This is a genomic window from Candidatus Vallotia laricis, assembly GCF_020541325.1.
GTDB classification, from domain to species: domain Bacteria; phylum Pseudomonadota; class Gammaproteobacteria; order Burkholderiales; family Burkholderiaceae; genus Mycetohabitans; species Mycetohabitans laricis.
The window spans coordinates 446494-470338 of record NZ_CP047399.1 but is presented as its reverse complement, the minus strand read 5'-3'; the positions used below and the strand labels follow the sequence as shown (position 1 = coordinate 470338).

The window sequence follows — 23845 nt, the reverse complement described above, 5'->3', positions numbered from 1 at the left end:
GACCATGGCCGATATAAATCCCAATACTGCGCTAATTAGTATCGACAGTGATAATAACGCAATCATTGCGGAGCGCAGAGATAAGCTGCGAGTCTTGCGCGAGCAAGGTATCGCATATCCGAATGATTTTTTTCCTAAAAATAGAGCGGCAGATCTACGCTCTCACTTTTCCAACATTGATCAAAGCGTCCTGGAGAAGAGATCGGTAAATGTATCAATTGCTGGCCGGATGATGCTTAAGCGAATTATGGGTAAAGCAAGCTTTGCAACCATACAGGATGGGACCGGTCAAATCCAGTTTTTTATTACCATAGCTAACGTCGGCTCAGATACCTACGATGCATTTAAGAAATGGGATCTAGGTGATATCATCTCGACGTGTGGAATATTATTCCGGACGAATAAGGGCGAGCTCTCGGTACGTTGTATCGAACTACGGCTTCTGTCTAAAAATATTCGCCCACTTCCGGATAAGTTTCATGGATTGTCTGACCAAGAAATAAAATATCGTCAGCGTTGTGTAGATCTTATTGTTACGCCAGAGACACGCAAGACTTTTCAGGTTCGTACGCGTATTATCACATCGGTGCGTCAATTTATGACAAACGCAAGTTTTATGGAAGTCGAGACACCAATGCTGCATCCGATCCCGGGCGGCGCGACAGCCAAGCCGTTTATCACGCATCACAATGCCCTAAACATGCAAATGTTTCTCCGTATTGCACCGGAGTTATACCTAAAACGACTAATTATTGGCGGGTTTGACCGTGTCTTTGAACTTGGCCGTAACTTTCGTAACGAAGGAGTCTCACCTAAGCACAATCCAGAATTCACGATGATGGAATTCTACGCCGCCTATACTGACTATTGCTGGCTGATGGACTTCACTGAGCAGTTAATACGGAAAGCAGCACTAGACGCGCAGGGTACACTGGAGATTTCTTATCAAGGGCACATACTAAATTTTAGTCAGCCATTTCATCGTTTAACGATTACTGATGCAATCAAGAAGTATACACCACAATACACTGATGCATGCCTTTCCAATAAAGATTGGCTACGTGCCGAATTGTGCAAGCTTGGCGCCGATATACATGATGTAGCGCCGTATAATACCGACGTAAGCACTCTTCTACTTGCTCTTTTTGAGGAAACCGCTGAAGCCCAGCTATGGGAGCCAACTTATATAGTTAACTATCCGGTTGAAGTATCACCGCTTGCCCGAGCTTCAGACGGAGCCCCCGGTATTGCTGAGCGCTTTGAGCTATTCATTGCGGGCCGCGAGGTAGCAAATGGATTCTCGGAATTAAATGATCCGGATGATCAAGCAATGCGCTTTCGCAAGCAAGCGGAGCAGAAAAATGCTGGTGATGAGAAAGCAATGTATTATGATGAAGACTACATCCGCGCACTGGAGTATGGCATGCCTCCAACGGGAGGGTGCGGAATTGGTATTGATCGACTTGTAATGTTACTAACTGATAGTCGGAGTATTCGCGACGTTATCCTGTTTCCGCACCTTCGGCGCGGAGATTAATATAATTCGTATTAGACATAGTTTCTATACTAATATTTTCTTGGGATGGCTAAGAGTTCACATAAAACTAAACAGGAAATCAGGAAATTTTATTCCACTTATTATGCGCATTATTTATTAGATGATCTTATATATCATCCTTTCTAAAGTAGGTATGATGATGAAATATCTGTGTACTGTATTAGTCAGAATCTTTAATCCATGCCAACTGTATCGCTTCTAGAATTCTTTCGCTTGATTTATTCGGTTCGTCATCAAAATCATCGAGTGTTATTACCCATCGATGTAGATCCGTAAAACGGATATATTGAGGATTAATGTCTGGATATAAAGCGATTAGCGCCATAGCAATGTTATGCGTATCAGTCCACTTCACTGTTGATGCCCCTCTCATGCTTCATAGTTTTATTTGCGTGATGATGAATTGAGTATTTCGGAATTTCGATTACTATATCTTCATTTTTTAGCAACTTCGCTTGACACGATAACCTTGAAGTCAGCTCTAGGCCCCAAGCTTTATCTAGTAATTCATCTTCACGCTCCTGCGATGGTTCTATGGCATCGAATCCCTCTCGCACAATAATATGGCATGTAGTACACGCACAAGACTTTTCACACGCATGCTCAATTTCTATACCGTTATCCAACAATGTATCACAAATGGTTTTGCTAAATTCTGCTTCAAGCACTGCACCCTCCGGGCATAACTCAATATGGGGCAAAATAACGATTTGAGACATTGCAAAATAATCCTATAAAGCGGTAGTATTAAAAAAGATTAGCTAGTTTCGTCAAGCTTACAACTAGCAAGTGCGCTATGAATACTTTTATTCATGCGGCGCGCAGCAAACTCATCTGTTACATTAGCTAGAGCTTTCGTCGATTCATGAATACGGTCTATATCATTCTCGTCAAGCATTGCGCGTAGCGCGTTTAATTTAGTATTAACTTCAGTGCGCTCGGTAGCGTCAAGCAGATCCCAATCAGCTTCTAGCGCTTTATCGGTTGTGTATACCAGACGACGTGCATCGATTTGTGCTTCTCTCAATGCCCTGGTACGCATATCGCATTTTGAGCTACTAAAACCCTCCTGTATCATTCTAGCGATATCTTCATCATTTAATCCATATGAAGGCTTAACAACTACCTCAGATTGTATACCCGACTGTACTTCACAAGCTGATACAGATAGAAGCCCGTCCGCATCAACCTGGAAGGTAACTCGGATCCGAGCGCAGCCAGCAATCATTGGTGGAATGCCACGTAATTCGAAACGCGCAAGCGAGCGACAGTCAGACACTAATTCACGCTCGCCCTGTACAATATGAATTACCATTGCGCTCTGGCCATTTTTAAATGTTGTAAATTCCTGAGACTTCGATACTGGAATCGTCGAATTCCGCGGAATAATCTTCTCCACTAGTCCACCCATAGTTTCTAATCCGAGCGACAGCGGTATCACGTCAAGCAATAACCAGTTATCACCATCTCGCCGATTGCCGGCTAGCATGTCGGCCTGGATGGCAGCGCCTAGTGCAACGACCTTATCTGGATCCAAATCAGTTAAAGGTACTTTACTAAAATATTGCTCGACAGCATAGCGTATGCTACGCATGCGCGTAGAGCCCCCTACTAGTACAATGCCATCGAAATCCTGTGGCGTCACTTTTGCATTACGTAACGCTTGGCGTGTAAGCACTAGCGTACGTGAGACAAGCGATTGGGTCACGGTTTCGAATTCAGCTTCTGTAAGCGTCAGCACGACACGTCGGTTACAAGATAACTGAAGATCAAGTAAGGCCTCATGCTGAGTAGATAGAATTTCCTTTGCTACACGTACCGCATCCAATAGCGCCCGTACATCCTGTGGTAGAAGTATGCCAAGTCTCGTACGGTTTAATACATGTCGATATAAAGCATGATCAAAATCATCACCGCCCAGCATTGAATCTCCGACCGTAGAAAGCACTTCAAAAACACCATGCGTAAACTTCAGAACAGATAAGTCAAATGTACCTCCACCCAGGTCGTACACTGCATAAAGCCCTTGTATCCTAGTATCTAAACCATAAGCAATCGAGGCAGCGGTAGGCTCATTCAATAAGCGTAATACGTTTAACCCAGCAAGCCGTGCGGCATCTTTTGTAGCCTGCCGCTGTGCATCGTCAAAATATGCAGGAACTGTAATGACAGATCCAACAATTTCGTGACCAAGTGCATTTTCGGCGCGCTGTAGCAATGCGACAAGGATATCCGCAGAGACCTCGACAGGGCTGCGAACTCCATCTACAGTCTTTAACTGGACCATGCCTGGGGCATTAACAAACTGGTAAGGTACTCTACCTAGATTCTGTATATCATCCTTACTCCGCCCCATAAACCGTTTTACCGAGACAATTGTATTACATGGATCTAGCGCTGCATCTTGTTTTGCCTGATAACCGATTTTGCGCTTACCATCAGACAAATAGCGAACCACAGATGGCAGCAATGGTCTCCCTAATTCATCAAGCAATACCTCTGATATGCCATTTCGAACTACAGCTACTAGAGAGTGAGTCGTTCCAAGATCGATACCGATGGCAATTCGATGCTGATATGGCGCTAGCGTTATGCTGGGTTCTAATATTTTTAGTAAAGCCATTTTATCTATATGAGGTGCGATGCTTAGCGCAGTATATTAAGCAGTAGACTTTACGTCGCCTCTATTTTTTCAATCTGCATGTCAATTTCGTGTACGACCCGCTCGATGAACATTAACTGGCGTACTAATGCGGCTGCTAGCTGATTTGCACCGGAATCGAGAAATTCGCCAAGACATAAGAGCCGCTCTGATTCTTCACTTTTTAACTCGTATAGCATCGTCTGCAGCGCATCGCTATCACATGCGACAGCCGCATTTGAGATCTGCTCACGCCATTCTACTTGTCGCATTAGAAATTCTGGTTCCATAATGGTATTATTTTCTGTATCAACCTCGATACCGCGCAGGTGCAACAAGTAGATTGCACGCCTTAGGGGCGACTTTAGTATCTGATAAACTTCATTTGTATGTGCTGCCCATTGTATTGCTACACGCTTTTGCGCATCGCCTGCTGAAGCAAAGCGATCTGGATGAATTTGCGCCTGCACGGCGCGATAGGCTTGCGCGAGCGCGTACGTATCCAACCTAAAACGCTCAGGTACTTTGAATAATTCGAAGTGGTTTTGAGTCAGGAACAACATAGTCAAAATTATAATAGCGGCCGTATCATTTAACTTTAGGGACATACGCTGATGGCATTAAAAACCACATGCGACCACTCAAACACGGAAAGACTCGCCACACCCGCATTCATCCTTCATATTTGGGTTTTTAAATCGGAATCCCTCGCTCAGCCCTTCTCTTACAAAATCTAGTTCTGTACCATCAATATACGCTAGGCTCTTTTGATCAACAAAAACCTTAATTCCATAGCTCTCAAAGACAATATCACTGGAATCTAGCTCATCGACATATTCAAGTTTGTACGCTAGACCAGAGCAACCAGTTGTGCTTACGCTAAGTCGAAGCCCAATGCCCTTTTTCCTGCGTGCCAAGTAATCTCGCACATGCTGCGCCGCCTTTCCAGTTAGAGTAATTGCCATTATTGTTCCCCAGTTTAGCCAGCTATTATTTATGGATCAATCTATTGCTAGGTTTAACACTTCCACAATTTAGATTGTAGATTCATGGAGTGCTACACGTCGCTTTTTGTAGTCGCTTACTGCCGCCTTGATTGCATCCTCCGCTAGGATCGAACAGTGAATCTTCACTGGTGGAAGCGCCAATTCCTCGGCAAGCTGTGTATTCTTGATTAATAGCGCCTGATCTAGGGTCTTGCCTTTAACCCATTCTGTTAGCAAGGAACTAGACGCGATCGCAGATCCGCATCCATAAGTTTTGAACTTTGCGTCTTCGATAATCTCACCTATGCCGACTCGGATCTGTAGCTTCATTACATCACCGCATGCAGGCGCACCGACCATACCCGTACCAACCGCGTTATCATCTTTTGGAAAGGATCCAACATTTCGTGGGTTTTCATAGTGATCTAAAACTTTAGCGCTATATGACATCGTAGTACTCCTTGCTATATTTAGATAGAGTTTGAAACTGTTAAGCTCAATGCATGGCCCATTCGATTCTCGATAAGTCAATTCCTTCCTGATGCATTTCCCATAGCGGCGAAAGCTCGCGCAGTTTCGCGATTTTATTATTTAATAATTGGATTACATAGTTCACTTCTTCTATGCGAGTAAAACGACCTACTGTGAAACGGATCGAGCTATGCGCTAGCTCATCGTTACGCCCTAGCGCTCGCAGAACGTATGATGGCTCAAGAGATGCAGAGGTGCAGGCAGAACCAGACGATACGGCAACATCTTTGAGGGCCATAATAAGAGACTCGCCCTCGACGAAATTAAAACTTACATTCAGATTATGCGGCACGCGCGAATTCATATCGCCATTCACGTATACTTCCTTAATCTGCAGTAGACCTTTGCACAAACGGTCGCGTAGCATCCGAACCCGCTTATTCTCGACAGCCATTTCCTCACAGGTCAGCCAAAATGCCTCGCCCATACCAACAATCTGATGTGTGGCAAGCGTACCGGATCGCATGCCCCGTTCATGGCCCCCACCATGTATTTGTCCCTCAATACGTACACGCGGCTTGCGTCGAACGTACAGCGCACCAATTCCTTTTGGACCATATATCTTGTGCGCAGAAAATGACATTAGGTCGACCCTCAACTTCTGCAGGTCAATTTCTACCTTACCAGTCGCTTGCGCGGCATCAACGTGAAACACAATTCCCTTTTGCCTGCAAATATCACCAATTGCTGCAATATCCTGAATCACGCCAATCTCGTTATTCACGTACATTACCGATACAAGAACTGTATCCGGACGCAACGCAGCGCTAAATATCTCTAGGTCGAGTAGTCCATTTTCGCAAACATCTAGATATGTTACCTTGAAGCCCTGCCGTTCTAGTTCACGCGTGGTATCAAGTACAGATTTGTGCTCTGTCTTTACAGTGACAATATGCTGTCCTCTACTGCGATAAAAATTTGCAGCACCCTTTAGCGCTAGATTATTTGACTCGGTTGCACCTGATGTCCAAATAATCTCACGCGGATCAGCATTGACTACAGCAGCTACCTGCTTACGCGCCTGCTCAACCGCACGTTCGGCTTCCCAGCCATACGTATGACTGCGAGAAGCCGGATTACCAAACTGCTCACGTAGATACGGGATCATTTTATCCACCACACGTGGATCGATTGGCGTTGTCGCGCTGTAATCCATGTAGATGGGCAACTGTAAGGGGGGGGTTTTCATGTGAGCGCTCCGAAAGTCTATGTCTACTACGATGTAATTATCGTGCACCCAGGACTAAGTAATGTTAAACACGGAATTTGGTCCTTCTATCACAACTTAGACCGCGTCTGATACTCTTTGTTAGACCCGCGATAGTCGAGCTTGTACTGACAGCGCGACGCACTCTTTCTTAGGCGCTGTTGGTCGACTAAATCTTGGAGTGACACGGAATCTAGATACTCGACCATCTTCTGGTTTAAAGTTGACCACAATTCATGTGTCATACAATAGCTATCTGGATGCTGAGCACCTTCGCACGTGCCTTTACCGCCGCATCGCGTCGCGTCTAGAGGTTCGTCAACAGCCATAACAATGTCGGCCACAGTCACTTTATCTGCACGACGCGCAAGATTATAGCCACCGCCAGGTCCACGTACGGACTCAACGATCTCATGCTGCCGCAGCTTGCCAAATAGCTGCTCTAAATAAGATAGCGAAACCCGCTGCCGCTGGCTAATGCCAGAAAGAGTCACAGGACATTTCTCTTGGCAAAGCGCTAGGTCGATCATTGCTGTAACGGCAAATCGACCCTTTGTAGTAAGTCTCATAGCGTAAAGCACTCGTAATTCTCAACATATTTATAATATATAAATATCCTAGCATTTTAGTCAAGTATTTCTCACTGCACATAGAAAAGCGCAGCGTTTATACAGATCCAATAGGTTAGCGTATTTGAGTATCACTTAGATTTCATAGAGATGCCTCAAATTCACGAGCAAGCCATCGCAGGCATCCTCTATTTCGTCCAGTACACGATCGAATGCCTCGTGATTACCGAAATAGGGATCCTTAACTATATCGGTATCGTGGTGGCGTGCAAACTCCATTAGCAGCTGGATTTTATGCCTATACTCTAATGGACAGCTACGGTGTAGCTCAGTAACATTGTTATGATCCATTGGAAGCAATAAATCAAATTGCACAAAATCGCTGGCGCTGATCTGCCGCACGCGCAATTCGTCTAGTGTATAACCCCGCGATATCGCGGCGCAGCATGCACGTGGGTCAGGTGCCGCACCCACATACCAGTCTCCAGTGCCAGCCGAGTCTAGATGAATCTTATTGGCTAATCCTGCCCTATATACCTTAGCACGCATTACTGCTTCAGCGGTTGGAGAACGACAGATGTTGCCAAGACAAACGAAAAGTAAAGTGATAGTTTTCATTAGTTAAATATTCAAAGCGCCGAAATCCTTCGCAAGAATTAGTGTTCTGCGTCTTGCAAACTGAGGTATTTTCTTGCTATCTAGTGCGACTCATTTTCCCGACTATAGATCAGAACTATTCTTCAAGCATCACGTATGTAGCAACTTGTCACTAACTCGATAACCCATGATTTTCATTATCGTTTTTAATACTATTTATAGACTGAGAAAACTCAGGTTTGATGATTCAAGTATAGAGATACTAAAGAGCTCCTAAGATGTACACCTCATATCAGCACATCCTCAGATAAAATTGTCCCAATAATCGCTATGCGTGACTAATGTTATAAACATATGCTTGTTAACAAATGGCTAGTTGTTTTTGTCGATTTGGCTACTCCGAACCTCTTCTTATAAATCTCTAGCTCTGCGCTGCAGTGATATAGCGATTAACAGATCTTGTGTCGATTTTTTCAAAAATACTATTTCACGCTATTTTATGACTGGTAGTTCATCTGTAGACTTGAACAAAATAACGCACCGTAGATTAGTACGTAAAATTCGGTACTTTGGTTAGGCTGTCGCAAACCCCGGGACGTTATCTGGTCTGCCTATACAAGAAAAAGGAGAAATATACGCTTTTAGAGCGAAAGATAAAAATCTTTCATTTTAACAGATTGAAAAAATGTAACTATATGTCTCCTCTACACCTAATATATAAACACGTTTATTTCTAATACATTTATAGTTTGTAAAAAGTGTAAGAAAATGTCTAATGATATAGCGAAATCACAATTTTAATTTGGCGTGTATAGTATTTATATTTAGGTGCATTATTGTTTCATAGTTCTAATATCTGAATTTTCCACTGAGTCTAACTAATTAATATTCAAGATAGTGCCGCTGATTGCCTTCTTCTAGAAAAATTGAGGCTTATTCATAGAATAAGTTAGCGTTCTATGAATAAACTGAAAATAAATTTAGAAGTGCATCACAGCGATATAATTTATTTCCGGGAGCATAAGACTTAGAAAGTAAATATCAATATGATATTTGGGGTAAGACTTGCATGTAGGTAAAAGATTTATGATTAATATGATTAAAGTTTATGAATACAAAAATGATAGAAGAAATTTAAGGATAAACCTATAGTAAATTCTGAATCAATACTAAAATCTTAGGAAGCACATACCAATCTCTTTTTTAAAAGATTTAGCAAAATTTACCATTACCGCAACTTAGTTACTATAAAGTCGCAAAATAAAAAATTTGAGCTGAGCTATCTTAGCAGCTATATAAGAACACTTTCCAATACAAGATTAGATGCATTTATATTATCGAGAAGCCGCTTGAAAAATCAGGAAAGGAGATGGCTTAAGATCCCTGGGGCTACTAAGAAAGCAGCTAACATTGCAATATCAATATCAGATTCTGATCTAGCGTGAAAACGCTAACATCGAGCGTCAAAAAACCATTATCGGGGACATATAAACGGTAAGAGAGAAACGACATTTCGTCCGAATATACCGCAGCAATCTAGGCGACACTATATATAATTTTATGGCTATGCTCTGCGATTTGTACGGTGTAAAGCCTTAGTATCTCTTGGATAAGCTTTACGAATGTGCGAATAAACCTTTAACCACTTCGCTGCGCAGTAGTCAAGACTTGCGCGCTACTTCTTATATTGCGGAGGCAGATCAGTACAAATGCCTTCGTACAGTTCTGCAGCCATCCCAACTAATTCTCCGAGCGTCGGGTGCGGATGAATTGTTCTACCGATATCCGTCGCATCTGCGCCCATTTCTATAGCTAGGCAAATTTCGCTGATCAGATCGCCAGCATTGATCCCAACGATACCACCGCCAATTACGCGACGTGTCTGCTTATCAAATAGAAGCTTTGTAAAACCTTCGTCTCGGCCATTCGCAATCGCACGGCCAGAGGCGGTCCATGGAAACACAGCCTTACCGTACTGAACTCCTTCAGATTTCAGTTGTAGTTCTGTCTTGCCAGCCCATGCAATTTCTGGGTCAATATATGCTACAGAAGGAATTTGCAGAGCATCAAAGTGAGATATTTCACCAGCAGCAGCTTGTGCTGCCACATGCCCCTCATGTACTGCCTTATGTGCAAGCATTGGCTGCCCTACGATATCACCTATTGCATAAATATCTGGCATGTTAGTGCGCATTTGCTTATCGACATCGATAAAACCAAATTCAGTTACTAAAACACCGGCATGCTCAGCACCGATTCGCTTACCGTTCGGACTTCGTCCGACTGCTACAAGCACTAAATCATAGCGCTGTGGATCTAGTGGTACACTCTCACACTCGAAATTTACATAGATTCCATCTGGCTTAGCTTCAGCAGCCGTAACTCTTGTATTCAACATTACCCTCGAAAAGCGTTTTTCATTAAACTTTTCCCATGCTTTCACCAGATCCTGATCTGCACCCTGTATTAAGCTATGAAGCGTCTCAGCAATATCAATACTCGACCCTAGTGTCGAATATACTGTAGCCATCTCAAGTCCTATAATTCCGCCACCTATTACTAGCATCCGCTTCGCGATTCTCGGCAACTTTAACGCTCCAGTAGAATCAATAATACGAGCATCGTCTGGCAAGAACGGCAATTTTACGGCTTGGGAGCCGGCTGCAATGATTGCTTTTTTAAATCGCACGATCTGCCTACCCTTTTCAGTACACACCTGAAGGTGATAGGGTGCGACGAACGTACCAATTCCAGTTATTACCTGTACGTTACGAGTCTTAACTAAGCTGGCAAGCCCCGTTGTAAGTTTACGTACTACGCTAAACTTAAACTCGCGTAGCTTGACCAAATCGATTTGCGGTCTTCCGAGCATAATCCCATGTGTTACTAGTATCGATACTTCCTCAATAACAGCAGCGATGTGCAGCAATGCTTTTGATGGAATACATCCGACGTTTAAACAAACACCGCCCAGTGTCGAATAGCGCTCGACGAGCACGGTTCTTAGGCCAAGATCGGCGGCACGAAACGCGGCCGAGTAACCACCTGGGCCAGCACCGAGAACTAATAAATCACATGTAATGTTAGCTTTATCAATATGAATCATAGGCGTCTGGTCTGCTATGGTACATGCGTCGTAAGCATATTTCCCCCGGTCTTCAGCTTTTATAACCGCACTCACGGTAGACACTTCATAACCGGCCTTAACCTTAACTTCTTCCTCTGTAGAGTCAGAGTAGCTACTTGGCAACTCCACTGACGCTTTTTTGCTCCCTAGCGTTAATATCGACTGCCCCTTATCGAGGATATTATTGATAGATACATTAATCATGCTGACATCCTTAAAATTGCCAATTTCAGACGCTGTAATTTTAACAAGACTCATTTACCGATCTTTCTATTCGCACGATGTGTTGATAGAGTCTGGTTATAGCATCACACGTCGGAAATCCTTGAGGATTTCGCTTAAGTATGCATTGAATCGTGCGGCTTCTACACCGTCAATTACACGGTGGTCATACGATAGTGAGAGCGGTAATATCAAACGTGGGATAAACTGTTTTCCATCCCAAATCGACTTATAGGCGCTCTTAGAAAGGCCTAAGATTGCTACTTCTGGCGAATTGATGATCGGCGTGAAATGCGTTCCGCCAATCCCGCCAAGTGATGAAATTGATATGGACCCTCCTTGCATCTGATCCGCCCTCAGCTTTCCTTCACGAGCTAGCCTTGCTAGTTCGGCTATTTCCCTGGCAATATCGAGTATCCCTTTACTCTCAGTATTCTTAAGCACTGGCACGACAAGACCATTAGGTGTGTTAGCCGCAAAACCAATATTTAAATATTGTTTAAGTATTAGATTATCTCCGTCTAGACTGGCGTTAAAAATTGGTAATTTTCTCAGCACAGCAACGACCGCTTTAATCACAAACGCGAGCATGGTTACCTTAATCCCTGTCTTATCGTTTTCCTTATTTAGTTGTACACGGAACGTCTCAAGATTAGTAATATCTGCTTCGTCATTATTCGTCACGTGCGGGATCGTGACCCAGTTTCGATGCAAATTCGCCCCCGAGATCTTTTTAATTCTCGATAGTAACGTAGTTTGTATTGGGCCGAATTTAGCAAAATCGATTTTCGGCGAGGGAAGCAAGCCTAATCCTAGATTGTCTAGTTCGGCAGTTGCGTCTATAGGCGGTGCGCATTTTTTATTTATCACACCCTTCACATAAGTAGTCACATCTTCGCGTGCGATCCTACCCCCCGGGGGGTTACCGGGTACGCGATCGATCTTAACACCAAGCTCTCTCGCAAACTTACGTACTGACGGACTGGCATGGCTAGTATGGCGTTCGCAGGAAATCCGAATCTCTTGTGTGCGCATTGGCGCAGCCGGCAACTCCAGGGGCTGTTGAACTAATTCGGACTCTGTAGCTGGTATTGTGGCTGCTAATGGTTGAACCCGCTTAGAGGGATCACAATCAGTACTTTCTAGTAAGACAATCAGTGTGCCTTCTGACACTACGTCACCGACATTAACTTTTAATGTTTTTACTATGCCAGCAATCGGACTTGGCACATCTATTACTGCCTTATCCGACTCGAGCGTGACTAGCGATTGCTCTGGCTCGACGACATCGCCCAGTTTAACCAACACTTCGATTACCGGCACGTTTTTGTAGTCACCGATGTCCGGAACCTTCACTTCGATCACTTCACTCATTTATTTTATCTCCAACAAGCTATATTTCGACGGACAACTATTGCTGTCACATACGGGGCAGGCAGGACATTTATGCGACGCGGGAAATAATATTAGATAGTTATTGGATTCGGCTTATCTAGATCGAGGTGGTATTTCTGCATCGCTTGCGCTACTAGTTTATATTTATCCGCATCTTCGTCAGCTAAGGCGTACAACGCGGCTATAGTAATCCAATAGCGGCCAACCTCGAAGAAATGACGCAGTTTCTCACGCGTATCGGAACGACCAAAGCCATCGGTACCAAGCACTACATATCGACGTGGTACGAATGCACGAATTTGCTCAGCTAGAGACCGAACATAGTCTGTAGACGCGATGACAGGCCCCCGTGTATTCTGCAGCAAGGTTTGCACGTGCGATAACTTGGGCACTGCGAGCGGATTTAGTAGATTCTGGCGCTGTATCGAATGCCCCTCACGAGCTAGTTCAATAAAACTCGGTACACTCCAAAGGTCAGCAGCGATCCCCCAATCATTTTTGAGTAACTCAGCTGCAGCAATTACTTCGTTTAGGATGGTGCCGGAACCTAGTAATTGCACACGTGGTGCATTTTTATTTGCATCAGATTTTTGCAACAAATACATACCTTTAAGAATGTGTTGAGTAACATGCTCACCTTCAGGCATGCCTGGGTGCTCATAGTTTTCATTCATTACTGTTAGGTAATAAAATACATCCTGTTGTTCCCGCAGCATCCGGCGTAAACCATCCTGAATAATTACTGCGAGCTCATAACAAAATGTCGGATCATAACTAACACAATTAGGGATTGATGACGCCCACAATAACGAATGCCCGTCTTCATGCTGCAGCCCTTCGCCATTAAGCGTTGTTCGTCCCGCGGTACCGCCAAGCAAGAAGCCACGAGACCGCATATCACCGGCAGCCCAAACCAAATCACCGACACGCTGGAAGCCAAACATCGAGTAGAAGATGTAAAATGGCACCATAATTTCGTTGTGTGTTGAGTAAGATGTCGCTGCTGCGATCCAGTCGCAAATTCCCCCGGCCTCGTTGATACCTTCCTGCAGAATCTGTCCTGTCATCGATTCTTTATAAAACATCAACTGATCAGAGTCTTCCGGCACATACTTCTGCCCCTCTTGATTCCAGATTCCAATCTGTCGGAACAGCCCCTCCATACCAAAGGTACGCGACTCGTCAGGCACGATAGGCACGACCCGTTTACCGAGAGACTTATCTTTAAGAAGAATATTCAAAATCCGCACAAACGCCATCGTAGTTGAAATCTCTCGTCCTGCGCCGCTACCCCCAAGTAGCGCTCCGAATGCGGACAGCGGCGGTATGTCTAACGAGGTATCGGCTCTCATCCTTCGCTGTGGTAAATACCCGCCGAGCGCTAGTCGTTTCTGACGCATATACTTCAGAGCCTTTGAGTCTTCTTCGAACTTTAGGTAAGGTACCTTAACAATGTCATTGTCTGAGATAGGTAGCTGGAACTGATCTCGGAACTTTTTTAGATGGTCTACCTGCATTTTTTTTTGCTGATGGGTAGTATTCATCGCTTGTCCGGCTCGACCCATTCCATAGCCTTTGATTGTTTTTGCTAGAATCACAGTCGGCTGTCCAACGTTATGTTGAGCTGCGTGAAATGCAGCATAAATTTTATGCGGATCGTGACCCCCTCGGTTCAAATTCCAGATGTCATCATCTGACCAATCTGCTACCAAAGCCTTAAGTTCCGGTGTGTTGAAGAAATGCTTACGCACGTAGGCACCTGACTCCGACTTATACGTTTGGTATTCGCCATCGACCACTTCCATCATCCGACGCATTAATACGCCCGTCTTGTCGCGCGCAAACAGTGCATCCCAGCGGCTGCCCCAAATCACTTTGATCACGTTCCAACCCGAACCGCGGAATTCGGACTCTAATTCTTTAATGATTTTTCCATTGCCTCGTACTGGCCCATCTAATCTTTGTAGATTACAGTTAATCACGAATATAAGATTGTCTAACTTTTCGCGTCCAGCCATACCAATCGCGCCGAGTGACTCCGGCTCGTCCGTCTCACCATCGCCGAGAAATGCCCAAACTTTACGCCCCGTAGTCTGTGCAATGCTCCGCGATTCGAGGTAGCGCATGAAGCGTGCTTGATAGATCGCCATGATCGGGCCTAGACCCATTGATACTGTCGGAAATTGCCAGAAATCCGGCATCAGCCATGGGTGCGGGTATGATGAGATTCCTTTACCTCCAACCTCCTGCCGGAAGTTGTCTAGTTGTTCCTCGGTGAGCCGGCCCAATAGAAATGCACGCGAATAAATGCCAGGAGATGAATGGCCTTGAACAAACACTAAATCGCCGCCATGTTGCGCGCTTGGCGCATGCCAAAAATGGTTATACCCAACGTCATACAGCGTAGCAGCCGACGCGAAAGATGCTATATGCCCACCAACGTTTGTGTTCTTGCTAGCACGCAGCACCATCGCCAGAGCATTCCATCGAGTGTATGAGCGAATCTGGTGTTCAACGTCTTGATCTCCTGGGTTTTGAGCCTGGGCTGACACCGGGATTGTATTAATGTACGGTGCATTCTCAGAGAATGGCAGATGATCTCCATGGGCACGTGCAAATTCAATCTGCTTCTCGATTAAATAATGTGCGCGTTCAGGCCCTACAGCCGACAGAACACCATCCAACGCTTCGAGCCATTCGATAGTTTCTTGTCGGTCATTATCTTTTTTGTCAGCGACATACTTCATCACTTCCTCAGGTGCGGCAGACATGGGTGTCTCCTAGTCCTAAATATGGGGGGGTACGGCACAAGGCGACCAGCTACCGAATCCCGGTCGGGTTTATAAAGAATTGTAAAGACCCGGTCTAAGCCGGCGCAACAAAATTCTTAAACGAGAGATGCTTCCTAAGCATATAAAAATCTTTTCAATATAACCAGGAAACTTAGCATCTCTCTAGGTTCTATCGCGGCACTTTTAGAAACTGATTGCCTTGCGCTTTTAACGTTTTCCCACATTCCTATCTAGTTCACTGAACAGCTTTTAAGCGTGTCGGGTACAGCCCGTATTACGACTTGAGTACTTTTTACGCTTACTCTTTCCATAGCCCAATTAATCTTAATAAGCCCAATTCTTTAAAAACTGCATTAGTATGAACAACGATATTAGAAAGATAGGCTGTATATAGCACCCTTAGAAGGGCCACGTTAAGCGCATAAAACGTTTGACCGCTGTCATAGGACGCATAGAGCTTTTGTAGAGCAGTTATAGTGTGATCTGAACCTCGGTTTATTCATGCAAATGTCGAGGCTCTGTCTAAGCAAGACAATGTTGCACGCCCCTTAATTCGCGCTTCTTCACGAAAGCATAGACCTCAGGTGTGAGCAGATCTGTTTATCAATGCTTACGATAGGTTGATTAATGGCCACGTGACTACTTTAAGAGCTAATTTTCTAGAGGGTCTGAATTTCACAGCACAGAGTCGTTTCTCAAATCATGTTCAGGTAGAATATTCCAGTCGGGCTGACTGGAAGAATTTAATCATTATTAATGAACTGAGATACCATTAACAATATAGGCTTTTTCGTTGGGCTTTTGTATTGCGCATATGCCGAAAGGATAGCACAATCTTTCAAGTATAACTTCATCACCCTCACTTGAGCTTCGCGAACGCTGGATCAGTTAGATATCGTTAATACCGGACATCGCCCAACCAATCAAACATATGTTCCAGTAGCTAGCAAGCGCTCATGCTTCCAGATAAAGCAGATTTATGCTGAGGCGTGAACTAGGCTGAAATATTATTCCTTAGCCACTGTATCAGCATCTATTTTTATATCCGCTCAGATTGCTAACTAAAATTAGCGGGCTCCATATACAACATATGGTAGCTTAGTGTTAATTAACTTGGTTATCACATGGCTAGCTTACCAACAAGCGCCTCCAACTTACAATACGTCTGGCCGACCTATTAATCACTTTATTAGTCGAATCAGCCTCATGAACACTAGTGCCGTAGTAAAGTGCGGTTGCGGGGTTTGTTCAAAATCTTGACAGACGCTTAAGGAAAGAGCTTTGTACGCAGTATGCACTATAGTAATTATAGCGTATCTCGAATTTATCTATCTCATTACCGATATACACACGTAGTTGCTAATTGTTAAAAACCAATGTAAGTAATAATTAAGCAGTTTTCCTAAACCCACTGAGAATCCGGCTTTGTCTTTCATTGCTTATTAGACTTTGAAAAAAGTTTAAAAACGTTTGTAAAAAGGTCTCTTCAGAAGTAGTACTTAAAGGAACACTTACTTAGTTTAGTTACACATAACAGACTGTATTAACAAAAGAGAAAATCTATAGGGGCGCTATGAAAGCGATTAATGCTATCGTCCACCGTTGTCCTATACTCCTTTAATCACTAAAATGATTCTCGATCTTTTAAGTAGATGGCTGAGCTGCTCATTTTAAACGTCCACAGATCTAGCATGTGCCATGCTTAAACCAATAGAAAATACAACTCTGTTAATTATCTATGTTACAAATTATAGCGATATGTCCATGTGCGTATTAGCGATAAAAATTATGATATTTTTGATCTAAAAATCGCTAAATTCGGATAATTAAAATAAGTCAAAAGACAAATAAAACGCTCTTAAAAAATCGATCACATGAAAGCAGGAATATAATAATTGGATTCTGAATCGGTTTTAGCATATTAAGACGATTGAAGTACACAGCGCACGTTTCATGCATACTAAACGTAAATATAGCAAATGACTTTCTACACCTAGCCTTGTCAAAAATAAAGACGCGCGAAACAAAGCAGCAACCCATAGTTGTATAATTCATTTCTAGGCACGCGCAACCACTTGCCGCACCAGCTGAAGTTTATAGTGCCTTCTTACTGCTTCGTACCTCGATTAACCGATCTAATACCCGCCATGACAGCCAGAATCATCGACGGTCTCCTTCTTTCTAAACAACTACGTGCCGAAGCAGCCCAACGTGTGGTCGCACTTACCGCACGAGGTTACCGGCCAGGATTGGCCGTTCTATTAGTTGGCAATAACGCTGCCAGTCAAATCTACGTGCGTAATAAAATCAAGGCGTGTGACGATAATGGATTGTATTCGGTCTGTAATCACTATACAGATAAGCTAACAGAGATCGAACTACTCTCTCGCATTAAAGCGCTGAACCACGATCCTAAGATCCACGGGATTCTAGTCCAGCTACCTCTTCCCCCTCACATCAACACGCATAAGATTATCGAAGCGATATCACCAGAAAAAGATGTTGATGGTTTCCATGTTGCTAACGCTGGTGCATTAATGACTGGCAAGCCCCTATTTCAGCCTTGCACGCCATCGGGCGTGTTAAAAATGTTAGAATGGAAAAATATTCCTCTCGCCGGCTCTAATGCGGTCGTGATAGGTCGCTCAAATATTGTCGGAAAGCCAATGGCGATGTTGCTAATTCAAGCGGATGCAACTGTAACGGTATGCGGCCAGAAGACGCGTAATCTAGCAACACATACACGCAGCGCAGACATTATTGTCACAGCAACAGGCAAAAGTAATTTGATTACGGCCAACATGATTAAACCCGGCGCGACTGTTATTGATGTCGGCATAAGCCGAGATAATAATGGAAAGCTATGTGGCGATGTAGATTTTGACAGCGTTTGTAAGGTTGCTGGATACATTACACCGGTACCTGGTGGCGTTGGTCCAATGACCATTACAATGCTACTCATTAGTACAATCGAAGCAGCAAATCGTACGGCTAGGTAACGGGTGCGATTATGCTGACCTGAGCAGGATGGCTCTCGCACTCTACTAAGCCGACCATCTTTCTTTAAAGATATAACAGGAACATTATGGCTCAGACTAATATTCTGAATCCATTGCTTGATTTGGTAGGGCTGCCTCAATTTACATCAATTCAGGCTGAGCATGTGACCCCAGCTCTTGATGTGCTACTTAAATCTGCGAAAGAGGCGGTACTACACGCTAGTGCGGTACAAACACCAAATACTTGGGAGGCGACGTTCAAACTAGTTGAGGAAGCTACTGAACCGCTGTTGCGCGTATGGGGTCTGATTTGCCATCTAAGTGCTGTTACTGATACACCGGCACTCCGTGCAGCATACGCTAAAAACCTACCGCGTGTGACCGAATTCTGGTCCAATCTTGGTCAAAACCTTGCGTTGCACAAAAAATATACAGCTATTGCATGCAGCAACAAATATGCACATTTAAACGACGTAAGCAAAAAAATTCTTGAAAATGCGCTGCGCAATTTTCGTCTATCTGGTATTGAATTACCGGAGTATAGCAAACTGCGCTTTATACAATTGCGTAAGCAACAAGCCACACTATCTAAGGAATTTTCAGACCATGTACTCGACGCGACGAATGCATACGCATATTTTGTAACAGACGATACACACCTTGCAGGTCTGCCTGTAAACGCGATCGTTGCGGCAAAGTATGCGGCAGAAAAAGATAGCAAGCCGGGCTGGAAATTTACCCTTCACCTTCCCTCATACCTTGCGGTACTGCAATATGCAGAATATCGACCCCTTCGAAGGGCGATGTATCACGCATACATGACCCGCGCCTCAGAACTGGGAACCGACTGCGGCAATAGCAATCTGCAGTGGGATAACACCGAGAATATGAGTAAGCAGCTTAAGCTGCGTGCGGAAGAAGCGGCAATGCTTGGCTATCAAAATTTTGCAGAAGTTTCGCTTGAGTCAAAGATGGCTAACTCGCCTGAGCAGGTTATAGCATTTCTTGATGACTTAGCGCACCGTGCGCGACCATATGCAGAAAGAGACTGGAATCAGCTACAAGTATTTGCGGGTAATAAGCTTGGTCTAACACAGCTTGAGGCATTCGATATCACTTATGCCTCCGAAAAGCTGCGACAAAATCATTATAAATTCTCTGAAGATGAAGCTAAGCAATACTTTCCGGAAGCTAGCGTGTTGCAAGGTCTATTTCATGTTACCGAAGTCTTGTTTAACATACTAATCAAGCCAAGTATGGCGGAAAAATGGCATCCGGACATTCAGTTTTTCCGAGTCGAAAATCATGATGGCACAGAGCTCGCTCACTTCTATCTGGATTTGTATGCCCGAGACGGAAAGCGCGCCGGCGCATGGATGGATGATGGACGCTCACGCTACCGCCGCTCTGACGGAAAGCTGCAAACCCCGGTTGCTTATTTAATCTGTAACTTCTCAGCGCCTCTTAGTGGAAAACCATCTTGCTTTACACATGATGAAGTCATTACTTTGTTTCATGAGTTTGGCCACGGACTACATCACATGCTAACACGCATCGACGAGTTAGGTGCCTCAGGAATTAATGGTGTGGAATGGGATGCAGTCGAGTTACCGTCGCAGTTCATGGAAAACTTTTGTTGGGAGTGGGATGTGCTAACCGGCATGACTTCGCACGTAGATACCGGAGAGCCACTACCGTACCAGCTGTTTGAAAAAATGCTTGCGGCTCGCAACTTCCAAAGCGGACTCGCCACACTTCAGCAAGTCGTCCTCTCGAGGTTTGATATGCTGCTTCACACAACATACGAACCTGAGGGCAAATTAAGTGTTAACGAATTAGCCCGTCAGGTCAATGGTATATGGCATGTTGTACCACAAGCACCGTTTTCTCGCTGGCCAAACTCGTTTAGTCATGTTTTTTCTGGCGGCTATGCGGCAGGATATTATAGCTATAAATGGGCCGAAGTACTCTCAGCCGACGCCTATGCAGCCTTCGAGGAGGCAGCTAGTGCTAGTGGCAACATCCTCAATGCTGAGATAGGAGAACTCTACCGTACACAGATACTCGAGGTTGGCAGCAGCCGCTCTGCAATGGAGTCGTTTAAAGCTTTTCGTGGACGTGAACCGTGTATTAATGCGCTACTTCGGTTGCATGGCATGAGTGAGTAAATAGATACAGAATGATATGTATCATGTTGTATCGTGAACGATATAACTTTATAGTTTCCTGGTACGTGGATATCTGGTAATTTTAAGATGGTCTAGTAAGACCTAGCAAATCTACTCTGAGGATTAATTAGTGTGGATTAGCTTAATATTAGCGCAGGTTTTGCAACAACAGTACAAGTATTATCTTGTATACGCCTATCGCACAATCGTGCGATACTATTCACCCCACCCAAAACTCATTTCTGTCAGGGCATTCCGCCATTTTATTTTAATCCTAGAGGTAATCATGGACGTTTTCTATAGAAATACTCGGGGCCATAGTTAGTCGTTATAACAACCAGAACTCACTTACTGCTAGGTACTGAGAGATACATCTTCGGTAATTTTTATTAATTCAATTAATCTGTAACACGCACGTTATCCCATATTAGACTTTGCTAAAGCACTGTATCAGTATTACTGCAGTATGTAATACTATAGTCAAACAAAATTTATTTGAATAAATGATGCAAGAAATAATAAGTAAACATTATTTAATCGGCGTAGCTTAGAATTTATAATTCTATCCAAAAATTTAAGTTCTAAAGTAGAATCGGTTTCTAATTAAATTAAAGATTTTCACTAAATACTTAAAAGTATTTAGCATTTCTTAACCCCCATAAAAGTTAATATTAGTATTATATATATATCGAAACTAATATTAGTTCCAAATAGTAAACTCTTATAATCAATATCTAAAAATACGATACTTGACGCTTATTCTAATATTTAAGTCAAGCGAACGTTCTTAGCATCCATGGTAATTTGACTAAATTAACTCAAACTATTTATTAGCAGCTTCAATTAACTTTTATACTATTTGTAGTATTTAGCGGTTATGGAGATTAATTCTGCAGTATTGACGAAACAAAAAATTTTTACGTAGAACATTAATTCTTTCAAAATTTTCTTGCAATAGGCAATCAATTAGATGCTTGTATCAAGCAAATCTTGATAATAAGACATACCATTAATAGATATCCGTGTTTAATGTTTAAAGCGTCCGAAAAAAATTTTTTAAAATTTAGCATTAGTATGCTACAAATTTATGTTTAGATTTATGAAATTTTTCAAAACTATAGAATGTTTATTAATTAAAGTAATCTACTATAGAAATATAGCTTTTATATAGCTATATAATATAATTATTTTTTAGACTTGATAATTAAAAATACTTATTTTATACCTTAATAAGTTCTACACATTATATCTATGTTTAATCACTCAATTTAAACTTTCTTATAAATTACTACCAAGAAAAATTAAATTTTTATCTTAAATTTCCACCGAAAAAATAATTCTATACTTGAGATTTTTCGTAAAATTACTATTTAGTTTTTTAGAAAAAATTTTAAAAATTACAAAAGAGAAAAAACATATATTTAAATAATTTATTCACAAGTCCGCCCTGCAGGATTCGAACCTGCGACCTACGGCTTAGAAGGCCGTTGCTCTATCCAACTGAGCTAAGAGCGGGTAGATGGAGTTTTATTATACCGCATGCGTTCTGTTCTCTCTACATGAAATTATAGTTATGAGTCTTAAATTAATATGATATTTACGGATGAACTCTTCAAAAAATCATTTGTTTAATATACCTAACACTAAATCTGGGATAAATTCCAATGCATAGTACTAAAATTAAATAGAAAAATATTTAATAAATTTTAATTAGTAAAAAATAATTAAAATTAATAACTGAAATTTATAAAAACATGTGTATGTTCGTATATAAACATACTTTAATGTTAGTTGATAAGATGTTGAATATCATATTCATCGATTTTACTTATATACAAAAATTACCTAATATAATCTTTCACTTTGGTCTTATAGTATTTTACTATGAATCTATCGATTTATAATAGGATATTCAGGAGGTATACTGAGTATGTTAATAAACAATACACTTCTGTCGACTTTATTACTAGTACGGTAGTCTCTTAATAGACTAAAGAAAACTTTAATAACTAAGACCAGCCTCGCTGTATACCAAAAAACACTATAAAAGTGAAGATAATTTCCAAATTTAAGATAATTAAAAAACAAAAAAATATTTAGAAGACAGATAACGGTATCAAGAGAAGTGACTATAACCCACTGACCGCAAATAGCTTGTCTAAAAAATATACTAAGTCTGCTAAATATATATAATTATGAATTCACCTAGCGGTATTAATGTAAATAAAAATACTGCTTTGAATTTTAAAGCTTTATCAGCTATTGTATACTAGCAAAATCTAGCTACTTGAAAAGTATATTTTTAGTAGATACTCTATTGCGGGCTATGGCATATTGTCTAAGTAATTTCCGCTAATGTGCTAGCCAAAACAAATTTTCTAACTTATAACCGCAGAATAGTAAAAGTTTATATTATAGAAACATCTAATGTTAGTATGTTACAGTAGAAAAAATACTACCAAATAATCTAGTAAGCACCATGTCTAGAAAAAATTCTAGCGCCCTCATGAGCAAAACGGAGAATCTATCGGAAAAATTATATTTAACAATCTTAAGTGGATAATATTAACGCGATTGTAAATAGCCAGAGGCTTCTAATTAAAATAAGCTTTTTGAGTTCAAACAATCATCCTCTTTTGCCCTCGTTTTAGGCTAGAATTTCGTTAGCGGCACTATTGTTAATAGCTAGATGTAATCTAAAGATTACATCTTTTCGAATCTTGAAGCCCGTAGATCAGATAAATGGTTAATCTAAATATAGCCAAAATTGTATTTTGAAAACCTGTTAATATCCGAGATATGTTAAGAGATGCGCGCTGCTGAAATCTAAATTCACTCCAAATGTATTGCAAATAATATAGTCTGGTTCTCAAAAACTTATTGTTAATAATAAGGAAAGTACTGAGTATATAAAATACCTTGTATTCAGGCGCCATTATATCAACGATAAGCATAGTTAGCCGAGTAATGACTTATATCTTGAATCTTGAATAGTGCTCGATAAGTATTTCGCAATATTTATTTAGCCAGTCTGCTAAGGTTACTCGTACAAG

At 42.2% G+C, this 23845-nt stretch carries 14 protein-coding genes, 1 tRNA gene and 1 pseudogene; 3 read left to right on the top strand and 13 right to left on the bottom strand.

Going from position 1 to position 23845, the window contains the following annotated elements; genetic code table 11:
* Positions 1–4 precede the first annotated feature (4 nt).
* Entirely contained in the window at positions 5–1537 is a 1533-nt protein-coding gene (lysS, locus tag GKR41_RS01875) for a lysine--tRNA ligase (RefSeq protein WP_226810164.1), read from the top strand.
* Between the two features lie 181 nt (positions 1538–1718).
* Here lysS and iscX read toward each other — a convergent pair whose 3' ends face one another.
* From iscX to aceE, 12 genes and pseudogenes are all read right to left on the bottom strand, one after another.
* Positions 1719–1913: a Fe-S cluster assembly protein IscX gene (gene iscX / locus GKR41_RS01870; RefSeq protein WP_226810163.1), complete on the bottom strand. Its 195-nt coding sequence runs from the start codon at positions 1911–1913 to the stop codon at positions 1719–1721.
* A complete protein-coding gene (fdx, locus tag GKR41_RS01865) occupies positions 1900–2277 on the bottom strand; it encodes an ISC system 2Fe-2S type ferredoxin (RefSeq protein WP_226810162.1) in 378 nt (125 codons plus the stop codon). The genes iscX and fdx overlap by 14 nt, the downstream gene beginning before the upstream one ends.
* A 38-nt stretch (positions 2278–2315) precedes the next feature.
* The gene (gene hscA / locus GKR41_RS01860) at positions 2316–4181 is read right to left on the bottom strand and encodes a Fe-S protein assembly chaperone HscA (protein ID WP_226810161.1); all 1866 of its coding nucleotides are present in this window, start codon (positions 4179–4181) and stop codon (positions 2316–2318) included.
* A gap of 50 nt (positions 4182–4231) precedes the next feature.
* Entirely contained in the window at positions 4232–4762 is a 531-nt protein-coding gene (gene hscB, locus GKR41_RS01855) for a Fe-S protein assembly co-chaperone HscB (protein ID WP_226810160.1), read from the bottom strand.
* Between the two features lie 78 nt (positions 4763–4840).
* Positions 4841–5164 carry an iron-sulfur cluster assembly protein IscA gene (iscA, locus tag GKR41_RS01850; RefSeq protein WP_226810159.1) on the bottom strand — a complete coding sequence of 108 codons (324 nt, stop codon included), beginning with the start codon at positions 5162–5164 and terminating at the stop codon, positions 4841–4843.
* Positions 5165–5233: 69 nt separating this feature from the next.
* A complete protein-coding gene (gene iscU, locus GKR41_RS01845; RefSeq protein ID WP_226810158.1) occupies positions 5234–5635 on the bottom strand; it encodes a Fe-S cluster assembly scaffold IscU in 402 nt (133 codons plus the stop codon).
* A 46-nt stretch (positions 5636–5681) separates the two neighbouring features.
* On the bottom strand, positions 5682–6905 hold the full coding sequence (locus GKR41_RS01840; protein WP_226810157.1) for an IscS subfamily cysteine desulfurase: 1224 nt from the start codon (positions 6903–6905) through the stop codon (positions 5682–5684).
* Between the two features lie 164 nt (positions 6906–7069).
* Positions 7070–7492: pseudogene (locus GKR41_RS01835) on the bottom strand (Fe-S cluster assembly transcription factor); the annotation flags it as partial.
* Between the two features lie 135 nt (positions 7493–7627).
* A complete protein-coding gene (locus GKR41_RS01830; RefSeq protein WP_226810156.1) occupies positions 7628–8110 on the bottom strand; it encodes a low molecular weight protein-tyrosine-phosphatase in 483 nt (160 codons plus the stop codon).
* A gap of 1654 nt (positions 8111–9764) precedes the next feature.
* Entirely contained in the window at positions 9765–11474 is a 1710-nt protein-coding gene (gene lpdA, locus GKR41_RS01825) for a dihydrolipoyl dehydrogenase (protein WP_226810155.1), read from the bottom strand.
* Positions 11475–11516: 42 nt separating this feature from the next.
* The gene (gene aceF / locus GKR41_RS01820; RefSeq protein WP_226810154.1) at positions 11517–12812 is read right to left on the bottom strand and encodes a dihydrolipoyllysine-residue acetyltransferase; all 1296 of its coding nucleotides are present in this window, start codon (positions 12810–12812) and stop codon (positions 11517–11519) included.
* A 92-nt stretch (positions 12813–12904) separates the two neighbouring features.
* Positions 12905–15604, bottom strand: coding sequence for a pyruvate dehydrogenase (acetyl-transferring), homodimeric type (gene aceE, locus GKR41_RS01815; protein ID WP_226810153.1), 2700 nt, complete (start codon positions 15602–15604; stop codon positions 12905–12907).
* Positions 15605–17772: 2168 nt separating this feature from the next.
* Between aceE and folD the strand changes: the two genes are divergently transcribed.
* Together folD and GKR41_RS01805 are read left to right on the top strand one after the other, a co-directional pair.
* On the top strand, positions 17773–18624 hold the full coding sequence (folD, locus tag GKR41_RS01810) for a bifunctional methylenetetrahydrofolate dehydrogenase/methenyltetrahydrofolate cyclohydrolase FolD (RefSeq protein WP_226810152.1): 852 nt from the start codon (positions 17773–17775) through the stop codon (positions 18622–18624).
* A gap of 86 nt (positions 18625–18710) precedes the next feature.
* Positions 18711–20792, top strand: a complete 2082-nt coding sequence (locus tag GKR41_RS01805; RefSeq protein WP_226810151.1) for a M3 family metallopeptidase — start codon at positions 18711–18713, stop codon at positions 20790–20792.
* A 1441-nt stretch (positions 20793–22233) separates the two neighbouring features.
* Here the strand turns inward: GKR41_RS01805 and GKR41_RS01800 are convergent.
* Positions 22234–22307: transfer RNA gene (locus GKR41_RS01800), tRNA-Arg, on the bottom strand.
* Positions 22308–23845 lie beyond the last annotated feature (1538 nt).

What these genes read in the sequence shown, in the direction of transcription:
- hscA (WP_226810161.1), bottom strand. Translation starts at nt 4,181, where the DNA reads ATGGCTTTACTAAAAATATTAGAACCCAGCATAACGCTAGCGCCATAT.
- iscA (WP_226810159.1), bottom strand. Translation starts at nt 5,164, where the DNA reads ATGGCAATTACTCTAACTGGAAAGGCGGCGCAGCATGTGCGAGATTAC.
- GKR41_RS01830 (WP_226810156.1), bottom strand. Translation starts at nt 8,110, where the DNA reads ATGAAAACTATCACTTTACTTTTCGTTTGTCTTGGCAACATCTGTCGT.
- lysS (WP_226810164.1), top strand. Translation starts at nt 5, where the DNA reads ATGGCCGATATAAATCCCAATACTGCGCTAATTAGTATCGACAGTGAT.
- fdx (WP_226810162.1), bottom strand. Translation starts at nt 2,277, where the DNA reads ATGTCTCAAATCGTTATTTTGCCCCATATTGAGTTATGCCCGGAGGGT.
- GKR41_RS01805 (WP_226810151.1), top strand. Translation starts at nt 18,711, where the DNA reads ATGGCTCAGACTAATATTCTGAATCCATTGCTTGATTTGGTAGGGCTG.
- lpdA (WP_226810155.1), bottom strand. Translation starts at nt 11,474, where the DNA reads ATGAGTCTTGTTAAAATTACAGCGTCTGAAATTGGCAATTTTAAGGAT.
- aceE (WP_226810153.1), bottom strand. Translation starts at nt 15,604, where the DNA reads ATGTCTGCCGCACCTGAGGAAGTGATGAAGTATGTCGCTGACAAAAAA.
- folD (WP_226810152.1), top strand. Translation starts at nt 17,773, where the DNA reads ATGACAGCCAGAATCATCGACGGTCTCCTTCTTTCTAAACAACTACGT.
- aceF (WP_226810154.1), bottom strand. Translation starts at nt 12,812, where the DNA reads ATGAGTGAAGTGATCGAAGTGAAGGTTCCGGACATCGGTGACTACAAA.
- GKR41_RS01840 (WP_226810157.1), bottom strand. Translation starts at nt 6,905, where the DNA reads ATGAAAACCCCCCCCTTACAGTTGCCCATCTACATGGATTACAGCGCG.
- iscU (WP_226810158.1), bottom strand. Translation starts at nt 5,635, where the DNA reads ATGTCATATAGCGCTAAAGTTTTAGATCACTATGAAAACCCACGAAAT.
- hscB (WP_226810160.1), bottom strand. Translation starts at nt 4,762, where the DNA reads ATGTTGTTCCTGACTCAAAACCACTTCGAATTATTCAAAGTACCTGAG.